The organism is Saccharopolyspora sp. NPDC050389, assembly GCF_040655595.1.
Classification (GTDB): Bacteria; Actinomycetota; Actinomycetes; order Mycobacteriales; family Pseudonocardiaceae; genus Saccharopolyspora.
Genome location: NZ_JBFAKG010000015.1, coordinates 6,344 through 30,853, shown reverse-complemented (window position 1 = coordinate 30,853; position 24,510 = coordinate 6,344). Strand labels below are relative to the sequence as shown.

At 70.0% G+C, this 24,510-nt stretch carries 8 protein-coding genes; 2 read left to right on the top strand and 6 right to left on the bottom strand.

Features of this window, described 5'->3' with window-relative positions; all coding sequences use genetic code 11:
• Positions 1–40 precede the first annotated feature (40 nt).
• The 6 genes from AB0I53_RS12155 to AB0I53_RS12130 form a co-directional block, all read right to left on the bottom strand.
• Positions 41–913 (bottom strand): iron-siderophore ABC transporter substrate-binding protein, encoded by an 873-nt coding sequence (locus AB0I53_RS12155; protein WP_358600535.1) that lies wholly within the window; start codon positions 911–913, stop codon positions 41–43.
• A 25-nt stretch (positions 914–938) separates the two neighbouring features.
• Complete coding sequence (locus AB0I53_RS12150; protein ID WP_358600532.1) at positions 939–1,274, bottom strand: hypothetical protein; 336 nt, start codon at positions 1,272–1,274, stop codon at positions 939–941.
• Positions 1,271–1,480: a DUF5988 family protein gene (locus AB0I53_RS12145; protein ID WP_358600530.1), complete on the bottom strand. Its 210-nt coding sequence runs from the start codon at positions 1,478–1,480 to the stop codon at positions 1,271–1,273. The genes AB0I53_RS12150 and AB0I53_RS12145 overlap by 4 nt, the downstream gene beginning before the upstream one ends.
• A 176-nt stretch (positions 1,481–1,656) precedes the next feature.
• Positions 1,657–2,409, bottom strand: coding sequence for an alpha/beta fold hydrolase (locus tag AB0I53_RS12140; RefSeq protein ID WP_358600527.1), 753 nt, complete (start codon positions 2,407–2,409; stop codon positions 1,657–1,659).
• A gap of 14 nt (positions 2,410–2,423) precedes the next feature.
• Entirely contained in the window at positions 2,424–3,827 is a 1,404-nt protein-coding gene (locus AB0I53_RS12135) for a carboxyl transferase domain-containing protein (protein WP_358600817.1), read from the bottom strand.
• Positions 3,828–4,203: 376 nt separating this feature from the next.
• Complete coding sequence (locus AB0I53_RS12130; protein WP_358600524.1) at positions 4,204–5,151, bottom strand: zinc-binding dehydrogenase; 948 nt, start codon at positions 5,149–5,151, stop codon at positions 4,204–4,206.
• A 288-nt stretch (positions 5,152–5,439) separates the two neighbouring features.
• On the opposite strand from AB0I53_RS12130, the gene AB0I53_RS12125 reads away from it, so the two are divergent.
• Positions 5,440–6,063 carry a hypothetical protein gene (locus tag AB0I53_RS12125; protein WP_358600521.1) on the top strand — a complete coding sequence of 208 codons (624 nt, stop codon included), beginning with the start codon at positions 5,440–5,442 and terminating at the stop codon, positions 6,061–6,063.
• Between the two features lie 53 nt (positions 6,064–6,116).
• Positions 6,117–24,485 carry an SDR family NAD(P)-dependent oxidoreductase gene (locus AB0I53_RS12120; protein ID WP_358600518.1) on the top strand — a complete coding sequence of 6,123 codons (18,369 nt, stop codon included), beginning with the start codon at positions 6,117–6,119 and terminating at the stop codon, positions 24,483–24,485.
• The last annotated feature ends 25 nt before the right edge of the window (positions 24,486–24,510 follow it).

The window sequence follows — 24,510 nt, the reverse complement described above, 5'->3', positions numbered from 1 at the left end:
GAACCGGGACGCGCCCCGCGTCGCACCGAACTCACAGCGCTCAGCGCGCCAGCGCCTGCGCGACCAGCGGGACGACCTTGTCCACGGCGTGGGACAGGCCCAGCGGAGTGCCGCTGGAGAAGGCTCGCGCGATCTCCGCGTCGGACAGCACGACCGCGTGCCCCGCCTGGACCGCAGGCACCGACCGGAACAGCGGATCGTTGGCGATGTCGTCCGCGCTCACGCCGATCGGCGACATCAGCACGAGATCCGCGTTGAACAGGTCCATCCGCTCCGGCGAGATGGGAACCGAGAAGCTTTCCCCGGCCAGGGCCTGCACCTGCGGCGACTGGACGAAGCCGAGGCGCTTCATGAGCTCGATGCGGGAACCGCCGCTGACGTAGGCGCCGTAGGAGCCGACCATCTTGGAGCCGACGACCACCGTCTTGCCCGCGAAATCCGGGTGCGCGGCCGCGGCGTCGCGGAACTTCGCCTCCACGTCCGCGTGGACCTGCTCCGCCTCGGCCGTCTTGCCGAGCGCCTTGCCGATCATGTCGAGCTGCTGGTCCCAGTTCGTCCGGTACGCGTGCCCGCCGGCCGGGATGCTCAGCACCGGCACGCCCAGCCCGGCCAGCAGGTCGTGGCGGTCCCGCTCGCCGCTGGCGCGGGCGTCCAGGATCAGATCCGGTTCCAGCGCGGCCACGGCTTCCATGTCGACTTCCATGGTGCCGAGCATCGTGGGCGGCGTCGCGTACCTCTTGTCCGCGGGCATCCACGCGGGAACGCCATCGCCGCCCACGGGAAGCCAGTCCGACGCCCCGACCGGCTGCACGCCGAGCGTCAGGGCGACCTCCGCATCGCCCCAGCCCAGGGCGACGACCCGCTGCGGACGCTCCGGAACCGTGACGTCACCGAACGCGGTCGGGATGGTCACCGGCCGATCCCGGGCGCCTAGCCGATCACCAGGTCACCTGGGTCAGATCCGCGCAGGACAGTTCGAGCGTCTCGAACGACGCGCCGGGTCCGCGACCGGTCCACTGCACGGGCACGACTCCCGCCAGCGACCAGCAGGCCAGCGGCGCGCGCTCCGGGCCCAGCATCGTGATCTCGCCGACCGACTTCTCCGGGCGGCTGCGCAGCCAGGCCGACATCGCCGCGACGCGACCGGTCGGCGGGCGGCTGAGGACGACGACGCCCGTTCCGGTCTCCAGGCCCGCGCAGCTGGTGAACACGCCGAGATCGCGATCCCCGATGCGCACTTCGAAGAGCCCGTCGAGCCCGTCCGCTGCCCTCACTCCGCGACCTGCGTCCGGTACGCCCAGCGGAACACCGGCAGGTTCAAGTCGCCGACCGCGCGGTAGTCCTCGGTCCGCTCGAAGTGGTCGTACCCGTTCAGCCGCCGGATCTTGATCCTCTCGGCCAGATCCATCTCCGAGGCCGTCACCTGGGTCGGAATCCCGACCGGGCCACCTTCCAAGATGACTTCCCTATCACCGGACACGTCGGCTTCCTCCTAATGAATCGAGCACATCACTCTAAAAGCCGTTGACTCACAACGAAGTTTGTCGACATCATCACAACTTCTCAAGAATTGACCGGCACTTTCACACCTGTGGGCACCATACGATCCGGCGACCGCAGGGATAGGAGATGAAACGCACTGGGACGCGAGGCGATTCACACCGAATCCGGTACTTTCAGCTGCTCGTCGAGCACCGCGAACACCTCTTCCTGGTGCTCGGCCAGGTAGAAGTGCCCGCCGGGAAAAACCCTCAGATCCACTTCGGCGTCGGTGTGCTCCCGCCAGGCTTCCGCCTCCGCCAGGGTGACCTTCGGGTCGTCGTCGCCGATCAGCACGGTGATCGGACAGGTCACCTTCGCCCCTGGCACGCCCCGGTAGGTCTCGGCCGCGCGGTAGTCGCCGCGAACAGCCGGCAGGATCATGCGTAGCAGCTCCTCGTCGCCGAGCACACCCGAAGCGGTTCCGCTCAGCTTCCGCAGTTCCGCGACGAGCCCGTCGTCGTCGCACAGGTGCACCCGCTCGTCCCGGTACGTCGACGGCGCGCGGCGGCCGGACGCGATCAGCCGGATCGGCGCGACTTCCAGGCGGCGCGCCACTTCGAAGCCCACCACCGCGCCCATGCTGTGGCCGAAGAGCGCCAGCGGACGATCCGCCCACTGCCGCAGCTCGGTTGCGAGCCGGTCCGCGAGCTCGCCGATGTCGTCGATGCAGCGCTCCGCCCGGCGGTCCTGGCGGCCCGGGTACTGCACCGACAGCACCTCTACTCGCGGCGCGAGCGCGCGGGACAGCGGGAAGTAGAAGCTGGCCGAGCCGCCCGCGTGCGGCAGCGCGACCAGGCGCGCCCCGGCATCGGGTGCCGGGTGGAAGCGGCGAATCCACAACTGGCCCTCGGCTGCTGGAACGGTCACTGTTCTCCCTCCGGTCACAGCGGAATGTTGCCGTGGTGGCCGCGGCCGGCGGCGGCCTCGGCGAGCGCGGCGGCGACCCGGCGCCGGGTGTCCGCGGGATCGATCACCTCGTCCACCACGCCGATGGCGAGCGCGCGGCCGACACCGCCGGCGATCCGTGTGTGCTCGTCGACGAGTTCCGCCCGCAGCGCCAGCCGCCTGTCCTCATCGTCCACTGCGGACAGTTTTTTGCGGTGCAGGATTCCCACCGCCGCCTCGGTGCCCATCACGGCGATCTCGGCCTCCGGCCAGGCGAACACCGCGCTCGCGCCCAGCGCCCGGGAGTTCATCGCGATGTAGGCGCCGCCGTATGACTTCCGGGTCACCAACGTCACCCGCGGCACCACGGATTCGGCGAACGCGTACAGCAACTTGGCGCCCCGGCGCACCACGCCGGCCCATTCCTGGTTCACCCCGGGCAGGTAGCCGGGCACGTCGACGATGACCAGCAGTTGCACGCCGAACGAGTCGCACATCCGCACGAACCTCGCCGCCTTCTCCGCCGACAGCGAATCCAGGCAACCGCCCTTGCGCAGCGGGTTGTTCGCGACGACGCCCACGGTGCGCCCGCCGAGCCGGCCCAAACCGGTGACCACGTTGGGCGCCCACTTCTGCTGCAACTCGTCGAAACCGGTGGCGGAATCGAGGATCTCGCGGATCAGCGGGTGCACGTCGTAGGCGCGGTTGGCCGCATCCGGCAGCAACGCGCGCAGATCCTTGCGATCCGCCACGGCGCGCAGGTCGAAGACGCCTTGCCGGGCGAGCAAACCGGTGATCCGGCGAGCCCGGGCGTAGGCGTCCGACTCCGAGTCGGCCAGCACGTGCGCGACGCCCGACTTCTGCCCGTGCGCCGCGGGGCCGCCCAGCCCGGCCATGTCGACCTGCTCGCCGGTCACGCTGCGCACCACGTCCGGCCCGGTGACGAACAGCCGGCCGTCCGCCGCCATGATCACCACATCGGTCAGCGCCGGCCCGTATGCAGCGGCCCCGGCCGCCGGCCCGAGCACGACCGAGATCTGCGGCACCCGCCCGGAAGCGCGGATCATCGCGGCGAACATCTGGCCGACGCCGTCCATCGACTCGACGCCCTCGGCGAGCTTCGCGCCGCCGGAATGCCACAGCCCGATCACCGGGCACCGGTCCCGGACGGCGCGGTCGATGGCATCTACGATGCGCCGCGCCCCCTCGGCACCCAGCGCGCCGCCCATCCTGGTGGCATCCGTGCAGTACGCGATCACCCGGCCGCCGTCGATCCGCCCCGCGACCGCGGTGACCCCGCTGTCGTCCGGTGGATGCAACGGGGTGGCGGAATCGCGGTCGAGCAGCCGGGCCAGCCGCACGACAGGCAGCCGTGGATCCGCGGCTCTTTCGACGAACAGCCGCGGTGCGGCGGTGGCAGTCAACTTCAACCTCCCGGCTTCAGCGGATCGAAGATCCGATCGGTCCTGCTGCCCGGGATTCCGGCTACGCACGAGCAGAACACCGGGCTTCGCGAGGTGGTCGGCACCCGCCTCATCTTCGGGCATCCGGCACCGCCTCGCCGAGCGACGTCGCGGATGCGAGCGGTTCCGCGAGAACGGCGGCGAAAGCTAAAAACCTCTTCACCGCAACAGGAAATCCCTTCACGAGATCGGCTCCGGTGGGTTGCGAGCGGAATCGCGACTACCGCGAGATGCCGGAACTCGTTCATGCCACCGGAAAGTCGGTCCACCGCCACCGATGGGGTCGGCACCCGCACGATCAGGTGCGGCGCCGTCACGGTTCCAGCACGAGCTTGCCGCACGTCCTCCGGCCGAGGATGTCCTCGTGCGCCCGCCGCGCCTCGCCGAGCGGGTAGACGCCGCCGATCTCCGGGCGCAGCCGGCCGGCGGCGGTGAGCGCGAACAGCTCGGCCAGCGGCTCCCGGAACCTGCCCGGCAACGAGATCACCTGCGGCAGCCAGAACCCGCTGACCGCAACGGTGCGCGCGATGACCTGCGCAGCCGTGAGCGGAGCGGGCAGCACGTGGGATGCCACGCCGTAGGTGACGATCCGCCCGAGCGGGGCGAGCGCGTCGAGCGCCGCGTCGAAGACCGCTCCGCCGATGCCGTCGAAGATGATGTCCACCGGCAGCCCGGCGTTGGCCTCGAGGACCCGGTCGCGATATCCCTCGGCCGCGCCGTCCACGGCGACGTCGGCCCCGACGTCCAGCGCGAACGCGCGCTTGTCGGGGCTCGACGCCGCGGCCACGACGCGGCCCGCCCCGAACAGCTTCGCCAACTGGACCAGCAGCGATCCCACGCCGCCCGCGGCCGCGTTGACCACCACCGACTCGCCGGGGACGATTCGCGCGCAGGTGCGCAGCAGGTGCCAGGCCGACAGGCCCTGGACGCCGAGCGCGACGGCTTGGTGATCGTCGACGCCGTCCAGGACCTCGGCGACGAACGGGGACGACGTGACGACCTGCTCGGCATACCCGCCGCCGTCCATCAGGGCGAGGACGCGCCGCCCGTCGGCGGTGCGGCCGACGACCTCGCCGCCCGGGACGTAGGGCAGCGCGACCGGCTTGAGGTAGGAATTCGACGTGCACATGGTGTCCATGTAGTTGACACCGGCGGCGCTGACCCAGATGGCCACCTCACCGTTGCGGGATTCTGGATCCGGCACTTCTTCTTGAACGAGCACTTCCGGCCCGCCGTACCGGGAAATCTGGATGGCGCGCACCGCATCTCCAAGCGCTGTGCTGCGATCACGGACCACCCAGGACTACCACACGGCCCCTGGTGAGGCGCACCAGAATCGGTCACCCTATCGAAAGGCTGAAACCCATTGCGCCGCAACAATATATGAAGCGATCTCGGCATCATCACTGCGATCCGTAGTCGCCCTTCCGGGCAGGACAACGAAGACGAGTGAGCTGCCTTCTCGATCGGGCATGATCGGTCGAGAAAGCGCCTTGGGTGCCTTAGAAATGGGTCGGATCTCCCGTGTTTACCGGAAGGAGCCTTTCCCATGAATGCCAAGACCCCCGGCAACGCGTCCCGGCCGGACGAGAAAGCCGCACCGCTGATCGGCCGCCGGGGCAAGTGGGTGTTGGCAAGCCTCTCCGCCGTACTGCTGGCCTCCGGCTCGCTGCTGGTTTCCGGCGGACCGACCGCGCTGTCCGCGGCGAACGTCGACGAAGCCGTGCACGGCGAATCGTGCAGCGGAACGGCGACGCTGAAGATCACGCCCGGCCTCAAGCGCACCGAGCAGGAGATCAGCTTCAGCTACGTCGAGGGCGGGCACAGCGGGCGGTGCGTCTCCACGCTGCCGATCACCGGCACGAAGGCCCACGAAGTAGAGGTCAAGGGCAAGGGCGACTGCGAGTCCGCGATCGTGTGGGTGAAGGACCGCGTGCGCTGGACCACCGAGGACCAGTCGGAGCGCACCAGCGTCATGGAGTTCGTGAGCACGTTCCAGATCGCCGGTGACGTCATCATCGAGCGGTCGATCGGCCGGGTCACCGAAGGCGAGCTCAAGGGCCACATCATCGAGAACAACACCATCGGCCGGATCGACCCGGCGAAGTGCGACTCCCCGGAAGGCCTCACCGAGATCACCCTGACGGGTCTGTACAACACCAGCCTCGGCTGAGCGCGCGCTCGGCCCCGGAACCCGTGTGTTGAACGAGCCGACAGGGAGTTCACTTGGTACCCGGATCTGACCGCGCAGGGGTAGGAGATCGTTCGGCCGCCGATGACGGGATCGCCGTCATCGGCGCCGCATGTCGGCTCCCGAAAGCAGCTGACCCGCGCGCGTTGTGGCGACTGCTGCGGGACGGCGACAGCGCGATCACCGACGCCCCCGTCGACCGCTGCGGCCCGGATGCGTCCGGCGCCGCCCGGCGGGGCGGGTTCCTCGATCGCGTCGACGGCTTCGACGCCGACTTCTTCGGCATCTCGCCGCGCGAGGCCCGCGCGATGGATCCCCAGCAGCGGCTGGTCCTGGAGCTGAGCTGGGAAGCGCTCGAAGACGCCGGGATCGTCGCGAACCGGATCCAGGGCAGCAGGACCGGCGTATTCCTCGGGTGCGCGGCCGACGACTACGCGACCCTGCTGCACCGCCGCGCGCCGCAGTCGATCGGCCGGCACACCGCGACCGGCCTCCAGCGCGGCATCATCGCGAATCGCGTTTCGTACGCCCTGGGGCTGCGCGGCCCGAGCATGGTCGTCGACAGCGCGCAGTCATCGTCGCTGGTGGCGGTGCACCTGGCCGGCGAGAGCCTGCGGTCCGGGGAGGCCGACCTGGCGCTGGCCGGCGGGGTGAACCTCATCCTCGCGCCGGAGAGCTCGACGTGCGTGGAGGAGTTCGGCAGCCTGTCCCCCGACGGCCGCTGCTACACCTTCGACGCCCGCGCCAACGGATACGTGCGCGGCGAAGGCGGCGGCGTGGTCGTCCTCAAGCCCTTGTCGCGGGCGATGGCCGACGGCGACCCGATCTACTGCGTGATCCGCGGCGGAGCGGTCAACAACGACGGCGCCGGAGACGGCCTGACGGTGCCCGATTCCCAGTCGCAGCAGGAAGTCATCCGCGCGGCTTACGCGACGTCCGGTGTGGACCCGGCGGAGGTGCAGTACGTCGAGCTGCACGGCACGGGCACGAAGGTGGGCGATCCGGTGGAGGCCTCGGCGCTCGGTGCGGCGTTGGGCGCCATCCGGCCGCCGGGCGTTCCATTGCCGGTCGGCTCCGTCAAGACGAACGTCGGTCACCTGGAGGGCGCGGCGGGCATCGTCGGCCTGCTCAAGGTGGCGCTGGCCATCCGGCACCGCCGGCTGCCGCCGAGCCTCAACTTCGAGACGCCGAATCCCGGGATTCCGCTGGATTCCCTGAATCTGGCGGTCCAGCGGGAACTCGGGCCGTGGCCCCAGCCGGATCAGCCGCTGACGGCGGGCGCGAGTTCCTTCGGCATGGGCGGTACGAACTGCCACCTCGTCGTGACGGAGCCGCCCGCCGCGGAACCGACCCGCGCACTCGAACCCGGCCGCATCCCAGGGTCCGTGCCCTGGCTGGTTTCGGGGAAGACCCCGGAAGCGCTGTGCGCGCAGGCGGCCCGGCTGCACTCCCACCTCCGCGAGCACGGGGAATGGTCGCCGTCCGACGTGGCGTGGTCGCTGGCGACGACGCGGAGCCAGCACGCGCATCGCGCCGCGATCCTCGGCCGCGACGGCGAAGAACTGCTCTCCCGGCTGGAAGAACTCGCGCGGGGAAGCGAGAGCCCGGGACTCGTTCGCGGCGTGGCAACGAGTGGCAGCGGCGTCGCGATGCTGTTCTCCGGGCAAGGCAGCCAGCGGGCCGGTATGGGACGCGAACTCCACCGCACCTTTCCCGAGTTCGCCGAGGCGTGGGACGAGGCGTGCGGGCACCTCGATCCGCTGCTCGGCCTGGACCGCCCGCTCACCGAGGTCGTCTTCACCGGCAGCCAGGACGCCCTGAACGAGACGCTCATCGCGCAGCCCGCCCTGTTCGCCCTCCAGGTCGCGCTGTTCCGGCTGTTCGAGCGGCACGGCATCGGCGCCGACTTCCTCATCGGCCACTCCGTGGGCGAGCTGAGCGCGGCGCACGTCTCCGGCATCCTCACCCTGCCCGATGCGGCGACGCTGCTCGCCGCCCGCGCCCGCCTCATGCAGTCGCTGCCGACCACCGGCGTCATGGCCGCCGTGCAGGCGACCGAAGCCGAACTCGCCCAGGCCCATCCCGAACTCGCCGACCCGGCGAGCGGCGTGGCCATCGCGGCGCTCAACTCGCCGGACAGCACGGTGATCTCCGGCGAGCCCGAACCGGTGGACGCGATCATGCGGCATTGGCGCCAGGCTGGCCGCCGCGTCCGGCGGCTGCGCACCAGCCGCGCCTTCCACTCGCCGCACTGCGACGCCATCCTCGACGAGTTCGAGTCGACCGCGGCCCGGCTCACCTACCACCGGCCGGGCATCCCGATCGTCTCCACCCTGACCGGTGATCGCAGCGACGCGATCATGACGCCGGGCTACTGGGCGCGTCAGCTGCGCGATCCCGTCCGGTTCCACCCGGCGCTGACCTGGCTCCACCGCCACCACGAGGCGACCCACCACCTGGAGCTCGGCCCGGGAACCACCCTCACGTCGCTCGCGCGCGAGGTGCACGGCGACATCCTGGCCATTCCGGCGCTGCACCCGGATCATCCGGAACCCGAGAGCGTGCTGGCGTGCCTCGCCCGCGCGCACTCGACCGGCGTTCCCGTCGACTGGACGGCTCTGCTGCCCGCGGGGCGCCGGCTCGACCTGCCGACTTACGCCTTCCAGCGGCGACGGTACTGGCTGGACGAGGAAGCGCCCGACGCCGAGCAGGTGGCTCCGCCCGCGACCAAGAGCGAACAGGATCCGCTGGAGCTCGTGCGCTCACAGGCCGCTGCCATCCTGGGGCATTCCTCGCCCGAGGACGTCGAACCGCGACGCACGCTCCGCGAACTCGGCTTCGATTCGCTCGGGACGGTTGAGCTGCGCGACCGCCTCTCCGCCGCCACCGGGCTCCGGCTGACGACGGCGGCGCTCTACAGCTATCCAACGCCCGTCGAACTGGCCGATCACCTGCGCGCGGAGCTGGCCGGGGCTGGCGGCGGAGCGGCGGCCTGGTCCCGCGCGTCGGCAAGCGATGAGCCGATCGCGATCGTCGGCATGGCCTGCCGGCTACCCGGTGGCGCGCGGTCCCCGGAAGACCTGTGGCGGCTCGTCACCTCCGCCGCGGACGCGATCTCCGGTTTCCCCACCGATCGCGGCTGGGACCTGGACTCGCTCTTCGACCCGGATCCGGACGCGCCCGGCAAGTCCTACGCCCGGCACGGCGGATTCCTCCACGACGCGGCGTCTTTCGATCCCGACTTCTTCGGCATCAGCCCGCGGGAAGCGCTGGCGATGGACCCGCAGCAGCGGCTGCTGCTGGAAACGTCGTGGGAGGCCCTGGAGCGCGCCGGCCTCGATCCGGCGGCGCTGCGCGGCACCTCCACCGGGACGTTCGTCGGAGCGACCGCGCAGGACTACGGGCCTCGCCTGGACCAGCCCAGCGAAGGGCACTCGCTGACCGGCACCACGCCGAGCGTCCTGTCGGGGCGGATCGCCTACACCCTGGGCCTGCAGGGACCGGCGTTCACTGTGGACACCGCGTGTTCGTCGTCGCTGGTGGCGATGCACCTGGCGTGCGAGTCGCTGCGGTCGGGCGAGTCGGGCCTGGCGCTGGCCGGCGGTGTCACCGTGATGGCCACGCCCGGCATGTTCGTCGAGTTCAGCCGCCAGCGCGGCCTGGCACATGACGGCCGCTGCAAGGCGTTTTCCGCCTCGGCGGACGGCACCAGCTGGGCCGAGGGCGTCGGCGTGGTGGTGTTGGAGCGGTTGTCGGAGGCAGTGCGCAACGGCCACCGCGTGCTGGCCGTGATCCGCGGCAGCGCGGTGAACCAGGACGGCGCCAGCAACGGCTTGACCGCGCCCAGCGGGCTTGCCCAGGAACGGGTGATCCTGCAGGCCTTGGCGAATGCCGGGCTCTCGCCCGCCGACGTCGACGCGGTGGAGGCGCACGGCACCGGCACGGCGTTGGGCGATCCGATCGAAGCGCAAGCGCTGCTGGCCACCTACGGCAAGCACCACAGCGCCGAGCGGCCGGTGTGGCTGGGATCGCTGAAGGCCAACATCGGCCACACCCAATCAGCAGCCGGTGTCGCCGGCGTCATCAAGATGGTGCAGGCACTCCAGAACAACGAGCTGCCCGCCACTCTGCACGCCGAAGAACCCTCACCCCACGTCGACTGGAGCAGCGGCGCCCTCGCGCTGCTCGCTCAACCGCAGCCGTGGCCCGAGGGCGGTCGGCCGCGTCGCGCCGCCGTCTCGTCCTTCGGCATCTCTGGCACCAACGCTCATCTCATCGTCGAACAGCCACCGAGCATCGAGTCCGCAACGGACATCATCGTGGCTGCGGAGTCCGGCGCTGTGCCGTGGGTGCTCTCCGCGAGAACGCCGGAAGCGCTTGAAGCACAGGCAGAACGGCTGCATTCCCGGCTCCGCGACCGGGACGACTGGACAGCTACCGAGGTGGCTTGGTCGCTGGCCACCACCCGCACCGCCTTCGCGCACCGGGCTGCGATCCTCGGCGCCGACCGCCAGGAATTGCTGGCAGGGCTGGAAAACCTCACCCGCTCCGAGGAGGTTCCCGGCGTGGTGCGAGGCATCGCCGCAGACGAGCCGAGCGTCGCCATGCTGCTGTCCGGCCAGGGAAGCCAGCGGCCCGGCATGGGCCGTGGGCTGCACGAGGCGTTCCCGGTGTTCGCCCGGGCCTGGGACGAAGCCTGTGCGCACCTGGACCCGCTGCTCGGGCTGGACCGTCCGCTCACGGAGATCGTGTTCCACGGCCAGGACGCCGAGGTGGAACAGACGCTGGTCGCGCAGCCGGCGCTGTTCGCGCTGCAGGTGGCGCTGTTCCGATTGCTGGCACATCACGGCATCGCCCCGGACTACCTCATCGGTCATTCCGTCGGCGAGCTCACCGCCGCGCATCTGGCCGGGGTGTTCTCCTTGCCCGACGCCGCGGCCTTGCTCGCCGGGCGGGCCCGGTTGATGCAGGCCCTCCCCTCGCACGGAGTGATGGCCGGTATCCAGGCAAGCGAGCAGGAACTCACCGAGGCGCATCCCCAGCTTCTCGACCCGCGTAGCGGGGTCTCCATCGCCGCGGTCAACGCCCCGCAGTCGACCGTCATCTCCGGCGACCCCGACGCCGTTCACGCCATCGGCGAGCACTGGCGCGGGCAGGGCCGCACCGTCCGGGACCTGCACACCAGCCGGGCATTCCACTCTCCCCACTGCGAGCCGCTGCTCTCCGAGCTCGAAGACATCGCCGGTGAGCTGACCTACCACCCGCCGACGATCCCGATCATCTCCACCGTCACCGGGGCGACCAGCGACGACATCACCACCCCGGCCTACTGGGCCCGCCAAGTACGCCAACCAGTCCGGTTCCACCCCGCACTCACCTGGCTGCACCAGCACCACAGCGTCACCCATCACCTGGAGCTCGGACCTGACGCCACCCTGACCACCCTCGCGCGCACCACTCACGACACGCCCAGCCTCCCCACCCTGCGCGCCGACACCGACGACGCCACCGCCTACCTCGCCGCTCTTGCCAGCGCCCACACCACGGGCCTTCCGGTCCGCTGGCCCGCGCTTCTCCCGCCGAGCCGAACCATCGACCTCCCCACCTACTCCTTCCAGCACCAGCGGTACTGGCTGACCGCAGAACGTCCGGCCGGGAGCCCAGAAACGCTTGGGCTGGACAGCACCGGGCACCCGCTGCTCACCGCACGCGTCGACATGCCGCAGACCGGCGAGACGGTCTTCACCGGGCGGATCTCGCTCGACTCGCAGCCGTGGCTGGCCGACCACGTCGTCCAGAACACCGTCCTGCTGCCCGGCACCGCGTTCCTCGACATGACGCTGCACGCCGCCGCACAACTCGACTGCACCGTCGAAGAACTCACCCTCCACACACCACTCGCACTCCCCGACCACGGACACATCGCGCTGCGACTGACGATCGCGCCGGAGAGCGAGTCCGGAGATCGCGATGTCGCCATCCACTCGCGGTTCCACGTGTCGGCCGACGACGAAGCTCAGGAATGGGCCCAACACGCCACGGGCGTCTTGAGCCCCGACGCGCAACGTCCTCGGGTCGACGTTCCTGCCGCAGTCCCGCCGGAGCACGCCACGCCGGTGGATCTGGCGGACGCGTACGACGTCTTCGGCGACCGCGGCCTCGACTACGGCCCCGCGTTCCAGGGACTCCAAGCCCTGTGGGAAGACGGCGACGACCTGTACGCCGAGATCGCCTTGCCCGGAGGGTCCGACGCCGGTCGCTGGGCGATCCACCCCGCGCTGCTCGATCCGGCCCTTCAGGCGGCTCTGCTGCCGAGGCTCCGCGACTCCCAGAACGCCCTTCTTCCCTTCTCCTGGAGCGGAATCCGGCTCCACCGGAGAGGTGCAACCCGTCTCCGGGTCGGCATCCGGCCGACCGACTCCGGCACGATCCGCATCGCCGCGACGGACGAAGCCGGCATTCCGGTGGCGGAGGTCGAGGCCCTGACCTTCCGACCCGCCGCGACCTCCGGCGGCCGAGGAGCCGGGCTGCTCCGTCTGAAGTGGACGCAGCTGCCTGCGGGCCTGCACGCGAAGAGCGATGATTCGCGCCCCGATGTGGTGCTGGCCGACTACCGCGCGATCGATCCGGCAGAGGACGTTCCGGCATGCGTTGCGCGAGTCGCCCAGGACGCCCTGGACCGGGTGCAGAGCTGGTTGCTGGAGGACGCTCCGACCCGTCTGGTGCTGGTGACCCGCGGTGCGGTGGCGGTGCAGCCGGGTGAGGTGCCGGACCTGGTCACCGGCCCGCTGTGGGGCCTGCTGCGCGTAGCGCAGAACGAGCACCCCGACCGCATCCTGCTCATCGACACCGACACCAGCGACGATCACGACGAGCTGCACCGAGCCGTCGACGTAGCCCTGCGCCACGGCGAATCGCAGATCGCGGTGCGCGGCGATGCCGTGTTCGTGCCCCGCCTGACCCGCACTCGGCCGCCGCACGAGCTGACTCCGCCCGATGGAGACGGCGCGTGGCGGCTGGATGTGACCGAGCGCGGCAGTGTCGACAACCTGCGCCTGGTCTCGTTCCCGCAGGTCGAGGAGCCGTTGGAGGCCGGGCGGGTTCGGGTCGCGGTGCGGGCGGTCGGGCTGAACTTCCGCGACGTCCTCAACACCCTCGGCATGTATCCCGGCACCCCGCCGCTGGGAATCGAGATCGCCGGTGTCGTCACCGAGACCGCCGCCGATGTTGATCGCCTGTCGGTGGGAGACCGGGTGGCGGGAATGTTGCCCGGCGCGATGGGCCCGCTGGCGGTCGGTGATCACCGGGTGTTCGCCCGCGTGCCGCAGGACTGGACCTTCGCTCAGGCCGCCGCAACGCCCGCGGTGTTCCTCACCGCCTACCACGCGCTGCACCACCTGGCCGAAGTCCAACCCGGACAACGCGTGCTCGTGCACGCCGCAGCCGGCGGCGTCGGGATGGCCGCCGTCCAGCTCCTCCAGCACTACGGCGCCGACGTCTACGCCACCGCCCACCCCAGTAAATGGGCCACACTCCGAGAACTCGGCATCCCCGCAGACCACATCGCGTCGTCCCGCACTCCGGACTTCGCCACCCAGTTCCCCCCGGTCGACGTCGTCCTGAACTCCCTCACCGGAGAGCTCCTCGACGCCTCACTCGACCTGCTCGAAGAGGGCGGGCACTTCATCGAGCTCGGCAAGACCGATCCCCGCGATCCGGCCGAGCACCCCGGGCTGCACTACCACGCCTTCGACCTCACCGAAGCCGATCCGGCCCACCTGCAGGCCATGCTCGGCGACCTCACCGGCCTGTTCGCCGACGGTGCTCTCACCCCGCTGCCGGTGACCGCGTGGGACATCAGGCGAGCCCCAGATGCCTTCCGGCACCTCAGCAATGCCCGTCACACCGGCAAACTCGCGCTCACCATCCCCACGGCACCCGGGCCGCGCGGCACCATCCTCATCACCGGAGGCACCGGTTCCCTGGGCAGCACCCTCGCTCGGCATCTCGCCACACAACACACCGGGCACCTCCTCCTGGCCAGCCGCCAAGGCTCGGCCGCGCCAGGAGCGGCGCAGCTCCGCGACGAGCTTGGAGCCCTCGGAGCAGACGTCAGCATCACGGCATGCGACTTCGCCGACGTCGACGCCGTGCAACGACTTCTCGACGCCATCCCGGCCGACCGGCCGCTCACCGGGATCGTTCACACCGCCGGCGCCCTCCACGACGCTCCGGTACACGCGCTCACCGCCGAGCAACTGGCCGCGGTCCTGCAATCCAAAGTGGACTCCGCCTGGAACCTCCACCAGGCCACCCGCCAACACGACCTCGCCTTCTTCACCCTCTACTCCTCCGCCGCCGCGCTGCTCGGCAACCCGGGCCAGGCCAACTACGCCGTCGCCAACACCTTCCTGGACGCGCTCGCCACCCACCGCCATGCCCACGGCCAACCCGCGCACTCCCTTGCCTGGGGCCCCTGGAGCACCGACAGCGGCATGACCCAGCACCTCACCCGCGGCGAGCGGGAGCGCATGGCGGACATCGGGATGCAGTTCCTCGATCCCGACGACGCCCTCCGCCTGTTCGACCAAGCGAGCAGCAGCCCGGACCCGTACCTCGTGCCGCTCCGCCTCGACAACAAGCGCCGGCCGGTCGCATTGCTGAGCGAGCTGACTCCCGGCAGGGCGCGGCGGGCAGCGACGCCGTCGTCGCTGGCAGGCCGCCTGGCGGCCATTCCCGAATCGCAGCGCCACCGCGTGCTGCTGGAGCTCGTTCAGACCCACGCCGCGACGGTCCTGGGCCACTCCGATCCGGCGAGCGTCGACGCCCGGTCGAGCTTCAAGAGCCTGGGATTCGACTCGCTGACATCGGTGGAGCTGCGCAACCGGCTCGCCGCCGCGACCGGCCTCTCCCTGCCGCCCGGCCTGATCTTCGACCATCCCACGTCCTGGACCCTGTCCGACCGGCTGTGCGCCCTCCTGCTGACCGATCGCCCGAAGACCCGGTCGGCCCCGATGACGACGCGGCGCGCCGATGACGAGCCGATCGCCATCGTCGGCATGGCGTGCCGGCTTCCCGGCAGCGTGCGTTCACCGGACGAACTGTGGCAGCTGGTCGCCACCAACACCGACGCCATCACCGGATTCCCCACCAACCGCGGCTGGGACCTGGACGACCTCTTCGACCCCGATCCCGACGCGACGGGGAAGTCGTACGTCCGGCACGGCGGATTCCTGCACGACGCCGACCAGTTCGACCCAGCGTTCTTCGGCATCAGCCCGCGAGAAGCGCTGGCCATGGACCCGCAGCAACGCCTCCTGCTGGAAACCACCTGGGAAGTCCTCGAAAACGCGGGCATCGACCCCGACACGCTGCGAGGCAGCATGACCGGCGTCTTCGTCGGCGCTATCCCGCAGGACTACGGGGCGCGGCTGCACAACGCGGCGACCGACGTGGAAGGGCATGTCCTGACGGGCACGACGTCCAGCGCGATCTCGGGACGCGTGGCCTATCTGCTGGGCCTGGAAGGCCCGGCGATGACCGTGGACACCGCGTGCTCGTCGTCGCTGGTGGCGATGCACCTGGCGTGCCAATCGCTGCGGTCGGGCGAGTCGAGCATGGCGTTGGCGGGCGGAGCCACCGTGATGGCTACGCCCGGGATGTTCATCGAGTTCAGCCGCCAGCGTGGCCTCGCGCAGGACGGGCGCTGCAAGGCGTTTTCCACTGAGGCGGACGGCACCAGCTGGGCCGAAGGCGCCGGGGTCGTAGCACTCGAACGACTCTCCGACGCGCAGCGCAATGGTCACCGCATTCTGGCGGTGATCCGGGGCAGCGCGGTAAACCAGGACGGCGCCAGCAACGGGCTCACGGCGCCCAACGGGCCATCACAGGAACGCGTGATCCTGCAAGCACTCTCCAATGCCGGGCTCACCCCCGCCGACGTCGACGTCGTGGAAGCGCACGGCACCGGGACCTCGCTGGGCGATCCCATTGAGGCCCAAGCGGTGCTGGCCACCTACGGCCAGCACCACACCGCCGAGAAGCCCTTGTGGTTGGGCTCGTTGAAGTCCAACATCGGCCACACCCAAGCAGCCGCAGGCGTTGCGGGTGTCATCAAGATGGTGCAGGCGCTCCACCACGAAGAACTGCCCGCAACGCTGCACGCCGACGAACCTTCACCGCACATCGACTGGACCAGCGGCGCGCTCGCACTGCTCACCGCATCCCAGCCGTGGCCAGAAGGCGACAAGCCGCGGCGTGCCGCCATCTCATCCTTCGGCGTTTCCGGTACCAACGCGCACCTCATCCTCGAACAACCACCGCAGACCGATCAGTCCACACAGGACACCAAACCTGCGAAGATCGTCGTCGGTACTGGTGATGAGCTGGTGCCGTGGGTGCTCTCCGCCAAAACACCCGAGGCCCTCGCAGCACAAGCAGAACGACTGCACGACCACCTTTTGCAGGACTCCGACTGGACGCCGTCGAAGGTCGGGTGGTCGCTGGCCACCACCCGAGCCGCGCTCGAACACCGAGCGGTAGTCCTCGGATACGACCGGGACGAACTGCTGAACCAGCTGCACACCCTCGCCCACGGCGAAGGCTCGCCACGGATCATCCGCCGCACCGGGCCCGTGACACCAGACCCGGACCGCGTGGTGATGGTCTTCCCCGGCCAAGGTGGCCAGTGGCCGGGCATGGGCCGGGAACTGCTCGACACCAGCCCGGTGTTCGCCACAGCCCTGACCGAGTGCGATCAGGCGCTGTCGCGATACCAGGACTGGTCAGTCACCGAGCTGCTCCGCGAGGGAAGCGCACTGGAACGCGTCGACGTCATCCAGCCCGCGCTCTTCGCCGTCATGGTGTCCCTCGCACGGGCATGGCAGGCATTCGGGATCCAGCCCGCCGCAGTCGTCGGCCACTCCCAAGGCGAGATCGCGGCCGCACACATCGCCGGCGCGCTCGACCTCGACCAAGCCGCCCGCGTCGTCGCACTGCGGTCGCAGCTGATCCACACCCGCCTCGCCGGACACGGCAGCATGCTGTCGGTCCCGCTGTCGGTCGGCGACCTTCAGCCACACCTCGGCTCGGAACAGATCTCGGTCGCCGCGATCAACAGTCCGACAGCCACGGTGCTCTCCGGCGACACCAACGCCCTCCGCAGCCTCCACACCACACTCACCGATCAAGGCGTGCGATCCCGGCTGCTACCGGTGGACTACGCCTCGCACAGCCACCACGTGGGAACACTCCAGCGACCGCTACTGGATCAGCTGGCCGGACTCACACCGCAAGCCGCCGAAATCCCGTTCTACTCGACGGTCACCGCGCAAGTTCTGGACACCACCACGCTCGACGCCGAGTACTGGTACACCAACCTCGCCGCCACGGTGAACTTCCTCGACACCATCGCCGAGCTGAACACCGCCGGACACCGGAGCTACCTCGAACCCAGCCCGCACCCCACGCTGACCCACCACATCAACACCGCCATCGCCGACGCGGTCACCGCGACCACCCTCCACCGCGACCACCCCGGCGCCCACACGCTCCTCGCCAACGCCGCTCATCTGTGGGCTCACGGCACACCCATCACCTGGGAGGCCGTCCTGCCCACCTGCGAGCGCATCACCCTCCCGACGTATCCCTTCCAGCGCGAACGCTTCTGGCTCGCACCAACCAGCACCCGGATGGTGGAAAACGCCGCGAAGAGCGGGGACACCGACGCGGAGTTCTGGGAAACCGTCGAGAACCACGACGCGCCCGCGCTCGCCGCCGCGCTCGACGTCGAGGAAACCACTCCGCTGCGCGACTTCCTCCCTGCCCTCGCCACCTGGCGAAACCAACACGGCACCACCGCCCGCTCCGGGGGCGGCACGACACCGATCGTCACGCTCCACCAGCAACTCACCCAGCTCCCCCCGCACCAACAGCACACCCACCTCCTCGACCACATCACCCACCACACCGCCGCGATCCTCAACTACGCCGACCCCGAGTCGATCCCCACACACCACACGTTCCAGCAACTCGGCTACGACTCCGTCACCGCCATCCAGCTCCGCAACAAACTCACCACCACCACCCAGATCCCCCTTCCCACCGCCCTCATCTTCGACCACCCCACACCCGACCAACTCGCCGATCACCTGTTGGAGCTGTTGCTGGGCACGGGAAGTGAACGGTCCACTCAGGACTCGGCGCCGATCGACGACCAGGAGCCGATCGCGATCGTCGGCATGGCATGCCGGTTGCCGGGCGGTGTCGCATCGCCGGATCAGCTGTGGGAGCTGGTCGCCTCCGCGGCGGACGCGATTTCGGACTTCCCGCCGAACCGGGGCTGGGATCTCCAGCACCTCTTCGACCCCGATCCCGACAACCCGGGCACGACCTACTGCCGGCAGGGCGGATTCCTGCTGAACGCCGCGGAATTCGATCCGGCATTCTTCGGCATCAGCCCGCGTGAAGCACTCGCCATGGATCCCCAGCAGCGCCTCCTCCTCGAAACCACCTGGGAAGCAATCGAAAACGCGGGAATCGATCCCGACACGCTCCGCGGCACCACCACCGGAACCTTCGTGGGAGCGACCGCGCAGGACTACGGCCCGCCGCTGCACCAGGTGGCGCCGGATTCATCCGGCCACGCGCTCACGGGTACGACGCCGAGCGTCATGTCGGGTCGAGTCGCCTACACCCTCGGGTTGGAAGGCCCTGCGGTAACCGTGGACACCGCGTGTTCGTCGTCGCTGGTGGCGATGCACCTCGCGTGCCAGTCGCTGCGCTCCGGCGAGGCGAGCCTGGCGCTGGCGGGCGGGGTGACGATCATGGCGGCTCCCGGCATCTTCCTGGAGTTCAGCCGCCAGCGCGGCCTGGCGCGAGATGGGCGCTGCAAGGCGTTTTCCGCGGCAGCGGACGGAACCAGCTGGTCGGAAGGCGTCGGGGTCGTGATGCTGGAACGGCTCTCGGACGCTCGGCGAAACGGTCACCGCGTTCTGGCGGTGATCCGGGGCAGCGCGGTCAACCAGGACGGCGCGAGCAACGGCCTGACCGCACCCAACGGGCCATCGCAGGAACGCGTCATCCAGCAGGCGCTGGCCAACGCCGGGCTCAGCGCCGCGGATGTCAATGCCATCGAAGCCCACGGCACCGGAACGTCGCTGGGCGATCCGATCGAGGCTCAAGCACTGCTGGCCACCTACGGCCGACACCACTCCGCCGAGAAGCCCTTGTGGCTCGGGTCGCTCAAGTCCAACATCGGCCACACCCAGGCCGCCGCGGGCGTCGCCGGCGTCATCAAGATGATCCAGGCCTTCCGGCACGACCAGTTGCCCGCCACGCTGCACGCCGAAGAGCCCTCGACCCAAATCGACTGGAGCAGTGGCGCGCTCGCGCTGCTCACCGAGCCCCGGTCCTGGCCGGAAGGCGACCGGCCGCGCCGTGCCGCCGTCTCGTCGTTCGGCGTCTCCGGCACCAATGCCCACCTCATTCTCGAACAGACACCGCAAGAGTCCACACAGGATGATTACGCCACGGACTCTGGTGGCCTGGTGCCGTGGGTCATCTCCGCGAAGACGCCGGAAGCCCTCGAAGCACAGGCCGAGCGACTGCACGAGCACCTCCGTGACCGGGACGACTGGGCGCCTGCCGAGGTGGCCCGGTCGCTGGCGACCGCCCGGGCAACCTTCGAACACCGCGCCGCGATTCTGGGCTCCGATCGACAGGAATTGCTGTCAGGACTTGACGATCTGGCCCGTGGGCAGGACACGACCGGGATCATCCGCGGCCTGGCGACCAACCGCCGCAACCACGTGGCCATGCTGCTGGCCGGCCAGGGCAGCCAACGACCCGGAATGGGCCGGGGACTCCACGAGGCGTTCCCGGTGTTCGCCGAGGCCTGGGACGAGGCGTGCGCGCACCTGGATCCACTACTCGGGTTGGACCGGCCACTCACCGACATCGTTTTCCACGGCGAGCCTGCCGAAGTGAACGACACACTGGTCGCACAACCCGCGCTGTTCGTGCTGCAAGTCGCGCTGTTCCGCCTGCTCGAACACCACGGCATCACCCCCAACTACCTCATCGGCCACTCCATCGGCGAACTCACCGCCGCCCACTTGGCCGGAGTACTCGCCCTCCCCGACGCCGCCGTCCTGCTGGCCGCGCGGGCCAGATTGATGCACACCCTGCCCAACACCGGGGTCATGGCCGGCATCCAAGCCAGCGAACACGAACTCACCGAGACCCACCCCGAACTCCTCGACCCGCACAGCGGCGTCTCCATCGCCGCCATCAACGGCCCGCAGTCCACCGTCATCTCCGGTGACGCCGACCCGGTGCGAGCCATCGCCGAACACTGGCGCCAGCAAGGCCGCACCACCCGAGAACTGCACACCAGCCGAGCCTTCCACTCACCCCACTGCGAACCACTACTCGCCGAGCTGGAACAGACCGCGCGCGGACTGACCTTCCACCCACCGACCATCCCGATCATCTCCACCGTCACCGGAACCACCACCGACGACATCACCACCCTGGCCTACTGGGCACGCCAGATCCGCCAGGCCGTTCGGTTCCACCCCGCACTCACCTGGCTCCACCAGAACCAAACCGTCACGCACCACATCGAGCTAGGGCCGGACACCACCCTCACCACCCTCGCCCGAACCACTCACGACACACCCAGTCACGCCGTCCTCAAGCCCGGCACCGACGACACCACCGCCTACCTCACCGCCCTCACCTCCGCGCACACCACCGGACTCAGTCCGCGCTGGTCCACGCTGCTGCCGCCGGCTCGGACCCTCGACCTGCCCACCTACGCCTTCCAGCGCCAGCGGTACTGGCTCAGCCCGGCGGCTTCGACCGGAAGTCCCGAAACGCTGGGATTGGTGAGCACCGGGCATCCGCTGCTCACCGCGCGCACCGATGTGCCCGACTCCGGCGAAGTGATCTTCACTGGGCGCGTCTCCCTCGATGCCCATCCCTGGCTCGCCGACCACGTCGTCCAGGACTCCGTGCTGCTGCCTGGCACGGCGTTCCTCGACATGGCGCTCCACGTCGCCGCCGAGCTCGGGCATCAACTGGACGACCTCACGGTCCTCACACCTCTCGAACTCCCGGAGCACAGCCACATCGCGCTCCACGTGACCGCCGCGGCCGCCGACGAAGACGGCCGGCGGAGCCTGTCGATCCATTCGCGCGGCGAGGACCAGCCCTGGATCCGCCACGCAACTGCCACGACCAGCAGCGCCGGCGACGACGACGTACCGGAACTGACGGTCTGGCCTCCTGAGGGAGCAGTCGCCGTCGACGTCAGCGATCTCTACGACGTCCTAGCCGGGCAGGGCTTCGACTACGGCCCGGCCTTCCGCGGCCTGCACGCCGCATGGCGGCGCGGCGACGAAATCTATGCCGAAGTCGGACTGCCCGACGAGCACAGCGCGCATGGCTGGACGGTCCACCCCGCGCTCCTCGACGCCACCCAGCACGCCGCTGTCATCGGTGACGACCAGGGCGAGGACCGCACGCGCCTGGTCTTCTCCTGGGCGAATGTCCGCCTCCACCTCGCGGGTTCCTCTCGGCTTCGCGTCCGGCTGCGCCACACCGGCGAAGACACCATGGCGCTCGCCTTCGCCGACCACACCGGCCGTCCGGTGGCGACCATCGGGTCGTTGACCCTTCGGCAGTCGGCCGGTGAGCGGAGTGGCGAGCTGTTCCAGGTCGAATGGACGCCGCACGCCGCCGAACCAGGTGACGAGGCCCCCGACGCGCTGGTGCTCGACTACCGGTCGCCGGCGGGCAGCGGGCCCGTTCCGGCCCGGGTGGAGACCCTGGCGCAGGAGGTCCTGGGGCGCGTGCAGGAGTGGCTCTCCGATGCGGAGCAGTCGGCGACCTACCTGGTGCTGGTGACCCGAGGCGCGGTGGCGGCGCATCCGGGTGAGACGCCGGATCTGGTCACCGGCCCGTTGTGGGGCCTGCTGCGGGTGGCCCAGAGCGAGCACCCCGACCACATCCTGCTCGTCGACACCGATGGTGATCTGTCGCAACAGGACGTGTCGGACCTGCTGCGGAGGGCCATTTCCTCGGGCTCGTGGCAGCTGGCTCTGCGAGGTGGTGCGATGTTCGCGCCCCGCCTGAACCGCGCCGACTCGCGGCAGGAGCTGACGCCGCCCGAGAGCGGTGCTTGGCGGCTGGATGTGACCGAGCGCGGCAGCATCGACAACCTGTGCCTGGCGGCGTTCCCGGCGGCCGAGGCGCCGCTCGCGGCCGGTCAGGTGCGTGTTGCACTGCGGGCTGTCGGGGTGAACTTCCGCGACGTCCTCAACGCCCTCGGCATGTATCCCGGGACACCCCCGCTTGGCGTGGAGGGCGCGGGCGTGATCACCGAGATCGCCGGGGATGTCGGCGATCTGTCGGTCGGTGACCGTGTTTGGGGCATCCTGCCCGGCGCGATGGGCCCGCTCGCGATCACCGATCACCGGCTGCTCGCCCGCGTGCCACGCGGGTGGAGCTTCGCCCAGGCCGCCACCGCGCCCGCGGTCTTCCTCACCACCTACCACGCCCTCCACCACCTGGCGGGAGTCCAACCCGGACAAAAGGTCCTGGTGCACGCCGGAGCAGGTGGCATCGGCATGGCCGCCATCCAGCTCCTCCAGCACTACGGCGCCGACATCTACGCCACCGCCCACCCCACGAAATGGGCCACCCTGCGCGAACTCGGCATCCCCGCGGATCACATCGCGTCCTCCCGCACTCCGGACTTCGCCACGCAATTCCCTCCGGTCGATGTCGTGCTGAACTCGCTCACCGGCGAACTCCTCGACGCCTCGCTCGACCTGCTCACGCCCGGCGGATATTTCATCGAACTCGGCAAAGCCGATCCCCGCGATCCGGCCGAGCACCCCGGGCTGCACTACCACGCCTTCGACCTCACCGAAGTCGACCCGGCCCACCTGCAGAACATGCTCGGCGACCTCACCAGCCTCTTCGAGCAACGCCAGCTGACTTCGTTGCCGCTGACCTCGTGGGACATCCGCCAGGCCCGGGAGGCATTCCGGCACCTCAGCAATGCCCGCCACACCGGCAAACTCGCACTCACGATCCCGACTGAGCCCGATCCGCACGGCACCATCCTCATCACCGGCGGCACTGGCTCCCTCGGAAGCGTTCTGGCCCGGCATCTGGCCACCCGCCATCCCGGTTGCCACCTCTTGCTCGCCAGCCGTCGAGGCCCGGCTTCTCCCAACGCCGAGGCCCTCCGCGATGAGCTGGCCGCTCTGGGAGCCGCGGTCACCATCGCCGCCTGCGACACCGCTGATCGCCACCAGCTCGCCGAGCTGATCGACAGCATCCCGGCCGAGCACCCGTTGACCGGCGTCGTCCACACCGCCGGCGTCCTCCACGACGCACCGGTGCACGCCCTCACCGCCGATCAGCTCACCACGGTTCTCGAATCCAAAGTGGACTCGACGTGGAACCTCCATCACGCCACCCAGCAGCACGACCTGGCGTTCTTCGTCCTCTACTCCTCCGCCGCCGCATTCCTCGGCAATCCCGGCCAAGCCAACTACGCCATCGCCAACACCTTCCTCGACACCTTCGCCCGCTACCGCCACAACCTGGGCCTTCCCGCGCACTCGCTCGCCTGGGGACCCTGGAACACCGGCAACGGCATGACCCAGCACCTCACGCATGCGGACCAACAGCGCATGGCGAAGACCGGCGCCCTCCCGTTCGGGCCAGAAGACGGGATCCGCCTGTTCGACCAGGCGCGCGGCAGTTCTCAGCCGATGCTGCTGCCGATCAAGATGGACCCGAAGGCGCTCCGCCGCCACCAGCTCTCCGGGTCGCTCGCCGGCCGAATCCCCGAGCAACGCCGGGAAGCGAATCCGCGGAACGCCGAGCCGCTCACCACCCGGCTGCGGGGAATGCCCGAACAGCACCAGCACCGCACCGTGCTGGAAGTCGTCCGGATGCACGCCGCCGCCGTTCTCGGGCACACCGGTTTCGACGACATCCCCGCCGACCGCCCCTTCCTGGAGCTCGGTTTCGACTCGCTCACCTCGGTGGAACTGCGCAACCGGCTCGCCACCGCCACCGGCCTGCGGTTGCCCACCACCCTCGTCTTCGAGCATCCGACGCCCCACAAGATGGCCGCGCATCTCCGCGCCGAGCTGGTCGGCGGGGATGACGACGCCGCGTCCGTGCTGTCGGCGCTCAGCCACCTCGAAGACGTCCTCGCGACGATCCCGTTGCCGGGCGACTCGCGGAACGAGGTCGTGGCGAGGCTGACCGCGCTGCTCGGAACGCACCACGGCGAATACGGCGCTGCCGACGACTCGATCGACTCGGCATCCGACGAGGAGATCTTCGAACTGATCGACCGCGACCTCGAACAGTCCTGACCCGAGCGCCCCGAAGGAGGAGGAC